Raw genomic sequence first — 11,809 nt, 5'->3', positions numbered from 1 at the left:
GAACTGTGGGGCGTGACCATGTGCGGCCGAGCCGCGCGGGTCACGCCCCTCGCTGCTTCCTCACCCGTCACGGTGAGCGGTTTTCGCACGCCCGTACGCAGTCACGGTCCGTGTTCGAACGAATTCACGGCGTGCAAACGACCCGAGGGTACTCCTGTCCCGCGCCCGGTTTCAGGCGCTTGCCGAATATGACACGGCGATGATCCGGTCGGACTAAGCTCGCCCGCGGCGCACCGAGTTGATCTGTATTCGTGCGCTTGTTCCCAAACATCCCGAAGATGCCGACAGTTCCATGACATACCCCACTGGAAGCTGCCCCGAACCCCAGCCGATTCGTCTCAGAGGGCTTACATGGTGAGTGTCCAATCGCCCCCCGGCGGCCGCGAACTTCCCTACACACGTGTGCTGTTGCTGCCCGCCGTGCTGATGGCGGCGGCCTCCGGAGCCGCCGTCGCACTGGTGACGGACTCGGCCCGCCTCGCCGTCGGCTGCTGCGGCGCCGTCGCCATCCTGCTGGTACTCCTCACCGGTGCCGAAGCGGTGCGCCGCGGGCGCACCATCCGGGACCAGCGGGCGGAGTTCGCCCAACGCACCGAGTATCTGGAGCGGCGCATCGCCTCCCACGACGCCCAGATCACCTACCTCGGTACGGAGATCATCCCCAACGCGGTCGCCTATCTGCGCGGCAACCACACCGTGCGCGAGGTGATGCGCGACATCATCGACGGCGACCCGGAGTGGCGGCACCTGCCCGAGTCGCAGCGCGCGGTGGTCCGCATGATCCTCAAGATCGTGGACCAGGAGGAGAACATGCGTGACTCCACGCAGCGCTCCTTCGTCAGCATCGCCCGCCGCGTCCAGGCCATCGTGCACCAGCAGGCCATGGAACTCAGGGAGATGGAGGAGGACCACGGCCGCACCCCCGAGGTCTTCGACGACCTGCTGCGCATCGACCACGGCACCGCGCTGATCGGCCGCCTCGCCGACTCCGTCTCCGTCCTCGGCGGCGGCCGCCCGGGCCGCCAGTGGCCCAACCCCGTCACCCTCTACAGCGTGCTGCGCGGCGCCATGTCCCGGATCCTGGAGTACCGGCGCATCGAGCTGCACTCCATCGCCAAGGTCAACATCAAGGGCACCGACGTCGAGCCGGTCATCCACGCCGCGGCCGAACTCCTCGACAACGCCACCCGCTACTCGCCCCCGCACACCAAGGTGCACGTCACGGCCATCGAGGTGCAGTCCGGCGTCGCCATCGAGATCGAGGACGCGGGGGTCAACCTCAACGAGGAGTCCCGCACCCGTATCGAGGGCATGCTGGAGGCCGCCAAGGCCGGGATCGACCTGCAGGAGGTCGGCGCGGAACCCCGCCTGGGCCTGGCGGTCGTGGGCCGGCTGTGCACGGCGTACAAGATGCAGGTCTCCCTGCGGCCGTCCGCCTACGGCGGCGTGCGGGCCGTACTCATCGTGCCCAGCAACATGATGACCACCGAGCCCGCCCCCGGCCTGGCCCACGGCATCGGCGCCACCTCCATTCCCCACCCCGGCGAGGACGCGCTGGAGGGCCCCAAGCGCGCCCCCAAGAAGCGCCGCCCCACCAGCCCGCGCATCCCCGCCACCGTGCCGATGGATGACGACGTCCCCGAGGTCACCGAGTGGACGGCGAACGGTCTGCCGCAGCGCCGCAGCAAGGTCAAGATCCCGCTCAGCCAGCGCATCGCAGAACAGTACGCGGCCCAGCGCGCCGAGGAAGAGGGCCGGTCCGTGTGGACGTCGGCCGAACCGGAGCCCGAGCCGGCCGTGGAGGAACCGCCGCCGGGCATGTGGGTCGAGGCCTTCTGGGACGGACTGAAGAGGGACAACCCGCACCCCGACCCCACCGCGTTCACCCAGGACCCGACCGCATTCCTGCACCTGATCGAGAAGCCGGCCCGCGCCGAGGCCGACGACGAGGGGGACCTCAAGTGATCCAGCAGCGCGCCAACTTCGACTGGATGCTCAAGCAGCTCCACGACTCCGTGCCCGGCATCGAGATGATCGTGGTGCTCTCCGCCGACGGCCTTCGGATCGCCCGCTACGGCGGCGAGCCCGACTCCGCCGACCGCGTCGCCGCGGCCTGTGCCGGCCTGCAGAGCCTGGCGAGCGCCGTGGCCGTGGAGATCCCGGGCAGCGACGGCCGGATGAAGCTGGTCGTCATCGAGATCGACCGCGGCTACTTCTACCTGATGTCCGCCGGCGCCAACGCCTACCTCGCCGTGCTCGCCGACGTCCGCACCGAACCCGGCACGATGAGCGCCCACATGCGCGACCTCGTGGTCCGCATCGGCTCCCATCTCACCAGTCCGCCCCGGCGCAACGGGCAGACCGTATGACTCCTCCGCGACGCCAGAGGCGCTACCCCGCACCCGAACCGCCGCCGCCCGCCAAACCCGCCAAGGGGGGCCGGCAGAAGAACCCCGAGCGGCTGTACGTGGTCGCCGGCGCCGACGAGGACGGCGCACGCGCCGCGCTCGACCTGGTCACCCTGGTCGTGGCGCGCGCCGATCCACCGCCGTCCGCGACCCCGGAGCAGGCGGCGGTGCTGCGGCTGTGCGGCGCCCCGCTGTCCGTGGCCGAGCTGTCGGCCTACCTCAACCTGCCGTTCAGCGCGATGACGGTCCTGATCACGGAACTGCTGACGGCCGAACTGGTACAGGCGCGCGCCCCGATCGTCCGCCAGGCGCTCCCCGACCGTTCCCTCCTCGAAGCGGTGATGCATGGACTACAACGGCTCTGACACCCTCCCCGGTCCACGCGCCGAGGACCATCTGCCGCACACGGCCCAGGCCGCGGCGAAGATCGTCATCGTCGGGGGCTTCGGGGTCGGCAAGACGACGATGGTCGGCTCGGTCAGCGAGATCAGGCCGCTGACCACCGAGGAGACCATGACCCAGGCCGGCATCGGCATCGACGACAACTACGGCTCCGAGTCCAAGACGGCCACCACCGTGGCGATGGACTTCGGCCGCATCAGCATCACCGACCAACTGGTGCTCTATCTCTTCGGCACCCCCGGTCAGCAGCGCTTCTGGTTCCTGTGGAACGGCCTCTTCGAGGGGGCGCTCGGCGCGGTGGTCCTGGTCGACACCCGGCGCCTGGAGGTCAGCTTCGACGTCATGGGGCGACTGGAGGAGCGCGGAGTGCCCTTCGTCGTGGCCATCAACTCCTTCCCGGACGCGCCCAGTTATCCGCTCCCCGAGCTGCGTTCGGCGCTCGACCTGTCCGAGGAGATCCCGATGGTCGAGTGCGACGTCCGTCGCCGCGCCTCCAGCCGGGACGTGCTGCTGACCCTGATGCGCTATCTGCACTCCCTCACCATGACCGGCTCGCTCCGCTGAACCGAACGCCGAAACCACGCCGAACCGACCCGGACTCCCCATCTCCTTCCCCTTCTTCATCTCCTTTCGTCCCGAAAGCGACCGCTGTGACGTCTGAATCCCAGTTCCTGACCGGTCCGGACGACCGCATGCCCGCCCCGCCCCCCGGCTGCCCCGCGCACGGCATCGGTCCCGGGGGGCTGCACCGGCTCCACGAGGCACCCGACCTCCGGGCGCTGTACGAGCAACTCCGCGAGAAGTACGGTCCGGTGGCGCCCGTGCTGCTCCACGACGACGTGCCCATGTGGGTGGTCCTCGGCCACGCCGAGAACCTGCACATGGTGCGCACGCCCTCGCACTTCACCCGGGACAGCCGCGTCTGGACGCCGCTCAAGGACGGCATGGTCAAACCAGACCACCCCCTCATGCCGCACATCGCCTGGCAGCCGATCTGCTCCCACGCCGAGGGCGAGGAGCACAAGAGGCTGCGCGCCGCGGTCACCGCGGCCATGGTGACCATCGACCACCGCAGCCTGCGCCGCACCATCGGCCGCGCCACCCAGCTCCTGGTCAACAGGTTCTGCGAGACCGGCCGGGCCGACCTCGTCGACCAGTTCGCCGAGCATCTGCCCATGGCGGTGATGTGCGACGTCCTCGGCATGCCCGAGGAGTACAACGACCGGATCGTGCAGGCCGCCCGCGACATGCTCAAGGGCACCCAGACCGCGATCGCCAGCAACGAGTACATCATGGGCTGCCTGCGACGGCTCGTCGCCCGCCGCCGCGCCCGGCCCGACGAGGACTTCACCAGTCACCTCGTCGAGCACCCGGCCGGACTGAGCGACGACGAGGTGGCCCAGCACCTGCGGCTCGTGCTCATCGCCTCCTACGAGGCCACCGCCAACCTCCTGGCCAACACCCTCCGCCGGGTGCTCACCGACCCGGGCTTCCGCGCCCAGCTCAACGGCGGACAGATGACGGTGCCGCAGGCGGTGGAGCAGTCCCTGTGGGACGAGCCGCCGTTCAGCACCATCCTCGGCTACTTCGCCAAGCAGGAGACCGAACTCGGCGGCCAGCGCATCCGCGCCGGCGACGGGCTGCTGCTGGGCATCGCGCCGGCCAACGTCGACCCCCGGCTACGCCCCGACCCGACGGCCGACATGATGGGCAACCGCTCCCACCTCGCCTTCAGCGGCGGCCCGCACGAGTGCCCCGGACAGGACATCGGCCGCGCCATCGCCGACGTCGGCGTCGACAAGCTGCTGATGCGACTGACGGACGTACAGCTGGACTGCGCCGAGGAGGAGCTGCGCTGGACCGAGTCGATCGCCTCGCAGCACCTGGTCGAACTGCCCGTGCGCTTCACCCCGCAGCCGCAGCAGGACGTGATGTCGCAGCCGAGCCACACCCCGATGCCGGTGCCGCAGCCGCGCGCCGCCTGGGAGATCAGCACCGTACGGGCGGAATCCGAGCCGCCCGCCGAGGCACCGGCCCCCCAGGGCGCGGGCTCTCCCGCGCGGCAGCCCTGGCCCGCACCGCCCGATCTCGTACCGCCCGGCGTCGCACCGTCCGCGGGCACCGGCGAGGCCGGGGAACACGGCCGCCCGCGGGGCGTCCGGCAGCGGTTCCTGCGCTGGTGGCGCGGCTACTGACCGGTTCCGGACCCGGTCCCGGTGCCGTCCGTCGGCGACTGCCTCGCCCAGCCGGTGGCACCGGTCCAGGCCTCGAGTGTCCGGCTGCTGCGGAAACGGCGGGCCGCCCCCGTCACCGGATCGGTGAACTCCAGCTCCCGCGCGAGCAGTTGCAACGGGCGCCGGAAGTCGCCGGGCGGGACGGGGCCGGTCACCACCGGATAGAGCGGATCGCCGAGGATCGGCACGCCCAACGCGCTCATGTGCACCCGTAGCTGATGCGTCTGCCCGGTGCCGGGCACCAGCCGGTACCGGGCGAGGCCGTCCGCACGGTGCTCGGCCAGCTCCACCCGCGTCACGGCGTTCGGCTCGCCCGGCACCTCCCGGGCGGCGGGCACCCCGCGCTCCTTCACGATCCGGCTGCGCACCGTCAGCGGCAGGGCGAGCTCCGGGTCGTACGGTGCGACGGCCTCGTACTCCTTGCGCACCCGGCGGTCACGGAACAGCGTCTGGTACGCGCCGCGCTCCTCGGGGCGCACCGTGAACAGCACCAGGCCGGCGGTGAGCCGGTCCAGACGGTGCGCGGCGCCGAGCGTCGGGATGCCCAGCTCGCGCCGCAGCCGCGCCAGCGCGGTCTCGGCGACGTGCATGCCGCGCGGGGTGGTGGCCAGGAAGTGCGGCTTGTCCACGACGACGAGGTGCTCGTCCCGGTGGACCACCTCCAGCGGGAACGGCACCGGCACCTCCGCGGGCAGGTCCCGGTGGAACCACACGAACATTCCGGCCTCGTACGGCGCGTCGTACGCGACCGCCCGTCCGTCCGCCCCGACGATCCGCCCGGCCTCGAACATCGCCTCGATCACACCGGGCCCGGCCCCCGACAACCGCTCCACCAGATGCTCCCGCACGGTGGTCCACGCCCCCTGGGCGGGCAGCCGCACCCGCACCGGATCCACCCCGTGTCGCTGGGGGAGGGGTGCGGGTGGGATGGGGGTCCTGCGTCTCATCGCCCGAAGCCTACGAGGTGGCCTGTCTCATGTGCCTACGAGGTGGCGTGCCTCATGCGGCCGGTGCCGCGCTCTCCTGCTCCGCCTCGATCCGGGCGTTCCACTCCCGCTTGGAGGCCTGCCAGCCGTCCTCGTTGTGCCCGAGACGCCAGTAGCCGGAGATCGACAGGTCCTCGCGCGGGATGGCGCGCTCCACCCGCAGCAGCCGGCGCAGCTCCTTCACGAAACCGGCCTCGCCGTGCACGAACGCGTGCACCCGGCCCTCGGGGAACTCGAGCGCCCTGACGGCCTCCACCAGCGCCTCGCCGACCGGCCGGTCCCCGCGGTGCAGCCAGACCACCTCCACTTCGGAGTCGATCTTCTGCTCCTCCTCGGGGCCGGCGACCTCGACGAAGGCATGCGCCGTGGCGCCCGCGGGCAGCGTCTCCAGGGAGCGGGCGATCGCCGGCAGGGCGCTCTCGTCACCGGCGAGCAGATGCCAGTCGGCGCTCGCGTCCGGGGCGTAGGCGCCGCCGGGCCCCATGAAGCGCACGGTCTCGCCCGGCCGGGCCAGCAGCGCCCAGGGGCCGGCCAGGCCCTCGTCGCCGTGGATTACGAAGTCCAGGGTCAGCTCGCGGTGCGCAGGGTCCCAGGCGCGCACGGTGTAGGTCCGGGTCACCGGCCACTGCTCGCGCGGGAACTCCGCGCGGATCCGCTCCATGTCGAACGGCTCGGGGTAGGTGACGCCGTCGGCGGGGAACAGCAGCTTCACATAGTGGTCCGTGCAGGTGTCGGCCGAGAAGCCGGCCAGGCCCTCACCGCCGAGCACCACGCGCTGCATGTGCGGAGTCAGCCGTTCGGTGCGGACTACCTGCGCGGTGTGGGCCCTGCGCGGCCTGCGCGCCGGACGATCTGCCATGACGGCCTCCCTGTTCCCCATGCTTAGGCTTACCTAAGTTAGCACCTTCCGTCGGTGAACACCCTCTCTTTCCCGGCTTCATGAGCAGGCGTCGGCGGTCTGCCTCACACCGCCAGCGTGGTGAGCAGCCGCTGAAGGGAGCCACCCAGGCCCCAGCGGCCGGCCAGCTCCTCCAGCGCCGCCGGGTCGCGCGGGGAGCGCGGCAGCGTCGTGTCGGCGTCCGGCAGCGGGACGTCGGCGGCGACCCGCACGACCGTCGGCGCCACCGCGAGATACGGCCGCGCCTCGTCGAGCCGCTTGCGCTGGGACGGCGTGAGCCGGGACTTCGGGTCGTCGACGGCGGCCAGGATCCCGGCCAGGTCGCCGAACTCGGCGAGCAGCCGGGCCGCCGTCTTCTCCCCGACGCCGGGCACGCCCGGCAGTCCGTCGCTCGGGTCGCCGCGCAGCAGCGCCAGGTCCGCGTACCCGCTGCCGTCGACCCCATACTTCTCCCGCAGCACCGCCTCGTCGGTGGTCTGCAGCGTGCCCACACCCTTGACCGGGTACAGCACGCGCACCCCGCGGGCGTCGTCCACCAGCTGGTACAGGTCGCGGTCGCCGGTGACGATGTCGACCGGGCCGCTCGCGCGGGCGGTGTAACTGCCGATCACGTCGTCCGCCTCGTATCCCTCGACACCCACCCGCGCGATGCCGATGGCGTCCAGGACCGCCTCGATGACCGGGACCTGCGGGGAGAGGGTGTCCGGCACCTCCTCCTCGTCCGGGCCGCCGGCATGCTCCTCGGCGACGCGGTGCGCCTTGTAGGAGGGGATCAGCTCCACCCGCCACTGGGGCCGCCAGTCCGCGTCCATGCAGGCCACCAGGTGATCGGGGTGGTGGTCCTTGACGAGGCGGTCGATGAAGTCGAGCAGCCCGCGCACGGCGTTCACCGGCGTGCCGTCCGGGGCCTTGATCGACTCCGGGACGCCGAAATAGGCGCGGAAGTACAGGGAGGCGGTGTCGAGGAGCATCAGTCGTCCGGTCACGTCTCGCATCATGCCGTACGGCACTGACAGTCACCGTCAGTCACCGGCCTGTACGGGAAAGCGGGGTTCATGACGGGTGCAGGTGACGGAGTGTGAAGCAGGCCACTTTCGGGTTTGTCACGGAGGCGCGGGGGCAGGTGCGGGCCGGAGCGAAGGTGGTTGCGTTATTCAACTGTTATTCGTCCTTCGTCTCCTGTCCCTGGCCCCGAGGTGAGAGGTGCGTGTGTCAGCCAGGCTTCAAGCTGAACACCTGTACAAGGTGTTCGGCAGACGACCGGACGAGGCAGTGGAGAAGCTCCGTGAAGGAGCCGGCCGCGAGGAATTGCGCGCCGACGGAACCACCGCCGCCGTCATCGACGCCTCCTTCACGGTGGAACCCGGACAGATCTTCGTCGTGATGGGCCTTTCCGGCTCCGGCAAGTCCACCCTGCTGCGGATGCTGAACGGGCTGCTCGAGCCCACCGCCGGCCAGGTCCGCTTCGACGGCCAGGACCTGACCGCGCTCAGCGCCCGGGAGCTGCGCGAGGTCCGCTCCAAGAAGATCAGCATGGTCTTCCAGCACTTCGCGCTCTTCCCGCACCGCAGCGTCCGGGACAACGCCGCCTACGGCCTGGAAGTGCAGGGCGTGCCCCGCGCCGAGCGCGAACGCCGCGCCGACGAGGCGCTCGCCCTGTGCGGCCTGGCCGGGTGGGAGGCGTCCTGGCCGGACGAGCTCTCCGGCGGCATGCAGCAGCGCGTCGGCCTCGCCCGCGCGCTCGCCACCGACGCCGACCTGCTGCTGATGGACGAGTCCTTCAGCGCGCTGGACCCGCTGATCCGCCGCGACATGCAGGACCAGCTGCTCCAGCTTCAGCACACCCTGAAGAAGACGATCGTGTTCATCACCCACGACCTCAACGAGGCCATGCGCCTGGGCGACCGCATCGCCGTCATGCGCGACGGCCGGATCGTGCAGACCGGCTCCGCGGAGGACATCCTGCTGCGCCCCGCCGACGACTACGTCGCCTCCTTCACCCAGGACGTCGACCGCTCCCGCGTGCTGACCGCCGAGGCGGTCATGGACCGCGAGGTGCGCGGTGACGAGGCGGAGTGCGACTGCGACACCGCGACGCCGGACACCCCCTTCACCGAGCTGTGCGCGATCAGCGCCCGGCTCTCCCACCCGGTCGCCGTCCTGGACGAGCACCGCGGCGTCGTCGGCGTCGTACCGCGCCAGCGGCTCGTCGGCTTCCTCGGCGACGCACCGGACCCCGCCCCCGTGAGCTGCGACGCACCGCGGGACCAGGGCGGCGAGAAGGAGGTGGCCCGTGCCTAGGATCCCGCTCGGCGACTGGGTCAACTCCGCGGTCGACTGGCTGCTCGACCACATGGCCTGGCTCTTCGACTTCTTCAAGGCCGTCTTCACCGGCACCTACGACGGCATCAACGCCGTCCTCCAGGCGCCCGAGCCGCTGCTGCTCGCCGGCATCCTCGCCGTGCTCGCCTGGTGGCTGCGTGGCCTGTTCGCCGGTGTCCTCACCTTCGTGGGCTTCGCCTTCATCGACTCGATGGAGCTGTGGTCGGACGCGATGGTGACCCTGTCCCTGGTGCTCGTCGCCACCATCATCGCCCTGGTGATCTCGGTGCCGGTGGGCATCTGGGCGGCCCGCTCCAGCCGGGTCAGCGCCGTCGTCCGGCCGGTGCTGGACTTCATGCAGACGCTGCCCGCGATGATCTACCTCATCCCGGCCATCCTGTTCTTCGGCACGGGCGCCTCCGCGGGCATCGTCGCCACCCTGATCTTCGCGCTCGCACCGGGCGTGCGCATGACCGAGCTGGGCATCCGCCAGGTCGACGCGGAACTGGTCGAGGCGGCCGAGGCGTTCGGCACCACGCCCCGCAACACCCTGCTGCGCGTCCAGCTCCCGCTGGCCCTGCCCACGGTGATGGCCGGCGTCAACCAGGTGATCATGCTCGGGCTGTCCATGGCCGCGATCGCCGGCATGGTCGGCACCGGCGGCCTGGGCGGCGACGTCAACGAGGCCATCGGCCAGCTCAACGTCGGTCTCGGCTCCGAGTCCGGCGTCGCCATCGTGATCCTCGCGATCTACCTCGACCGGATGACCAGCGCCCTGGGCACCCAGGTCTCGCCGCTCGGCCGGCGCGCCGCCGCCCGGGCGCGGGCCGCCCAGGGCCTGAAGATCTGGTCCTACCGGCCGCACCCGCAGATCGCCGTCATCGGCGTGGTGATCCTGGGCCTGATCGCGGGCGGCATGGGCGTCTTCGGCGGCTCCGGCTCCGGCGCCACGGCCACCGCCGACGGCCACGACATCGGCAAGGGCAAGAAGCTCACCATCGGCTACATCCCCTGGGACGAGGGCGTCGCCTCCACCTTCCTGTGGAAGGAGATCCTCGAGCAGCGCGGCTACCAGGTCGACGCCCGCCAGTTCGACGCCGGCCCGCTGTACACCTCGCTCGCCCAGGGCAGCGTCGACTTCGAGACCGACTCCTGGCTGCCGACCACCCATGCCCAGTACTGGCAGAAGTACGGCAAGCAGCTGGACGACCTCGGCTCCTGGTACGGCCCGACGTCCCTGGAACTGTCCGTGCCGTCGTACATGAAGGGCGTCGACTCCCTCGACGACCTCAAGGGCAAGGCGTCCCTCTTCGGCGGGAAGATCACGGGCATCGAGTCCAGCGCCGGCGAGATGGCCCTGCTCAAGAGCAAGGTCCTCAAGGAGTACGGCCTGGACAAGGAGTACAAGGTCGTCGACAGCTCCACGCCCGCGATGCTGGCCGAGCTCAAGCGCGCCTACAGCAAGAAGGAACCGGTCGTCGTCACGCTCTGGTCGCCGCACTGGGCGTACAACGACTACTCCCTGAAGAAGCTGAAGGACCCCAAGGGCGCCTGGGGCAAGGGCGACGGCGTGCACACGCTGGCCCGCAAGGGCTTCGCGGCCGACAACCCGGTCGTCGGCACCTGGCTGAAGAACTTCAAGCTGGACGAGGAGCAGCTCACCAGCCTGGAGGCCGAGATCAACAAGGCGGGCAAGGGCCGGCAGCAGGACGCCGTGCGCACCTGGCTGAAGTCCCACCCCGGCCTCGTCGACAAGCTGGCCCCGCTGCCCGGCGGCTCGGGCGGCAAGCCCGCCGAGGCCTCCCGCGCCCTGAACGTCGCCTGGTTCCCGTGGGACGAGGACATCGCCGTCACCCGTCTGTGGAAGCACGTCCTGGAGCGCCGCGGCTACCGGCTGAACCTGAAGCAGATGGACGTCGGCCCCGTCTACACCGGCCTGGCCGGCGGGGACATCGACCTCAACTTCGACGCCTGGCTGCCGTACGCCCAGAAGAACTACTGGGACAAGAGCAAGGACAAGCTCAGGGACCTGGGCACCTGGTACCAGCCGACCTCCCTGGAGATCGCGGTGCCCTCCTACGTCAAGGACGTGAAGTCCCTTCAGGACCTCAAGGGCAAGTCCTCCCTCTTCGGCGGGAAGATCATCGGCATCGAGCCGGGCACCGGCGAGATGAACCTGCTCAAGAGCAAGGTCCTGCCCGGCTACGGCCTGGACAAGGAGTACAAGGTCGTCGACGGTTCCACGCCCGCCATGCTCGCCGAGCTCAAGCGCGCGTACGCCAAGAAGCAGCCCGTGGCCGTCGTGCTGTGGTCGCCGCACTGGGCGTACAACCGCTACGGCCTCACCAAGCTGAAGGACGACAAGAAGCTCTTCGGCGAGGGCAACACCATCCGCACCATCTCCAGCGCGGACTTCCCCGGGCGGTATCCGCAGCTCACGAAGTGGATCAAGAACTTCAGGATGAGCGAGGACGAACTCGGCAGCCTGGAGAGCGAGATCAACAAGCGCGGCCAGGGACACGAGGACGAAGCGGTCGACGCCTGGCTGAAGCAGCACCC

At 70.6% G+C, this 11,809-nt stretch carries 10 protein-coding genes; 7 read left to right on the top strand and 3 right to left on the bottom strand.

What is annotated here, in order from left to right:
* Nucleotides 1–351: 351 nt before the first annotated feature.
* From IE318_RS08390 to IE318_RS08370, 5 genes are all read left to right on the top strand, one after another.
* Entirely contained in the window at nucleotides 352–1,965 is a 1,614-nt protein-coding gene (locus IE318_RS08390) for an ATP-binding protein (RefSeq protein ID WP_189898141.1), read from the top strand.
* Complete coding sequence (locus tag IE318_RS08385) at nucleotides 1,962–2,369, top strand: roadblock/LC7 domain-containing protein (protein WP_189898139.1); 408 nt, start codon at nucleotides 1,962–1,964, stop codon at nucleotides 2,367–2,369. The genes IE318_RS08390 and IE318_RS08385 overlap by 4 nt, the downstream gene beginning before the upstream one ends.
* The gene (locus IE318_RS08380) at nucleotides 2,366–2,773 is read left to right on the top strand and encodes a DUF742 domain-containing protein (protein WP_030179559.1); all 408 of its coding nucleotides are present in this window, start codon (nucleotides 2,366–2,368) and stop codon (nucleotides 2,771–2,773) included. Before IE318_RS08385 ends, IE318_RS08380 begins: the two co-directional genes overlap by 4 nt.
* Nucleotides 2,754–3,374 (top strand): GTP-binding protein, encoded by a 621-nt coding sequence (locus IE318_RS08375; RefSeq protein ID WP_189898137.1) that lies wholly within the window; start codon nucleotides 2,754–2,756, stop codon nucleotides 3,372–3,374. Before IE318_RS08380 ends, IE318_RS08375 begins: the two co-directional genes overlap by 20 nt.
* A gap of 86 nt (nucleotides 3,375–3,460) precedes the next feature.
* A complete protein-coding gene (locus IE318_RS08370; RefSeq protein ID WP_373311105.1) occupies nucleotides 3,461–5,005 on the top strand; it encodes a cytochrome P450 in 1,545 nt (514 codons plus the stop codon).
* On the opposite strand, the gene IE318_RS08365 is transcribed toward IE318_RS08370, so the two are convergent.
* The 3 genes from IE318_RS08365 to IE318_RS08355 all read right to left on the bottom strand — a co-directional run bounded on the left by IE318_RS08365 (nucleotide 4,999) and on the right by IE318_RS08355 (nucleotide 7,923).
* A complete protein-coding gene (locus IE318_RS08365; protein ID WP_189898134.1) occupies nucleotides 4,999–5,991 on the bottom strand; it encodes an RluA family pseudouridine synthase in 993 nt (330 codons plus the stop codon). The genes IE318_RS08370 and IE318_RS08365 overlap by 7 nt on opposite strands.
* Nucleotides 5,992–6,043: 52 nt before the next feature.
* Nucleotides 6,044–6,889, bottom strand: a complete 846-nt coding sequence (locus IE318_RS08360; protein WP_189898132.1) for a siderophore-interacting protein — start codon at nucleotides 6,887–6,889, stop codon at nucleotides 6,044–6,046.
* Between the two features lie 104 nt (nucleotides 6,890–6,993).
* Nucleotides 6,994–7,923, bottom strand: coding sequence for a 5'-3' exonuclease (locus IE318_RS08355; RefSeq protein WP_229903404.1), 930 nt, complete (start codon nucleotides 7,921–7,923; stop codon nucleotides 6,994–6,996).
* Between the two features lie 214 nt (nucleotides 7,924–8,137).
* Between IE318_RS08355 and IE318_RS08350 the strand changes: the two genes are divergently transcribed.
* Together IE318_RS08350 and IE318_RS08345 are read left to right on the top strand one after the other, a co-directional pair.
* Entirely contained in the window at nucleotides 8,138–9,229 is a 1,092-nt protein-coding gene (locus tag IE318_RS08350; RefSeq protein WP_189898128.1) for a quaternary amine ABC transporter ATP-binding protein, read from the top strand.
* On the top strand, nucleotides 9,222–11,809 hold a 2,588-nt coding region (locus IE318_RS08345; RefSeq protein ID WP_189898189.1), incomplete at its 3' end, for an ABC transporter permease/substrate binding protein. The genes IE318_RS08350 and IE318_RS08345, both read left to right, overlap by 8 nt.

It is taken from the genome of Streptomyces spiralis (assembly GCF_014654675.1).
GTDB lineage: Bacteria > Actinomycetota > Actinomycetes > Streptomycetales > Streptomycetaceae > Streptomyces > Streptomyces spiralis.
The sequence above is the reverse complement of the archived record's forward strand: the minus strand, read 5'-3'. Positions and strand labels throughout refer to the sequence as shown.

Bases quoted from the DNA above. Each gene is read 5' to 3' on its own strand.
- IE318_RS08360 (WP_189898132.1), bottom strand. From the start codon at position 6,889: ATGGCAGATCGTCCGGCGCGCAGGCCGCGCAGGGCCCACACCGCGCAG.
- IE318_RS08355 (WP_229903404.1), bottom strand. From the start codon at position 7,923: ATGCGAGACGTGACCGGACGACTGATGCTCCTCGACACCGCCTCCCTG.
- IE318_RS08365 (WP_189898134.1), bottom strand. From the start codon at position 5,991: ATGAGACGCAGGACCCCCATCCCACCCGCACCCCTCCCCCAGCGACAC.
- IE318_RS08375 (WP_189898137.1), top strand. From the start codon at position 2,754: ATGGACTACAACGGCTCTGACACCCTCCCCGGTCCACGCGCCGAGGAC.
- IE318_RS08390 (WP_189898141.1), top strand. From the start codon at position 352: ATGGTGAGTGTCCAATCGCCCCCCGGCGGCCGCGAACTTCCCTACACA.
- IE318_RS08380 (WP_030179559.1), top strand. From the start codon at position 2,366: ATGACTCCTCCGCGACGCCAGAGGCGCTACCCCGCACCCGAACCGCCG.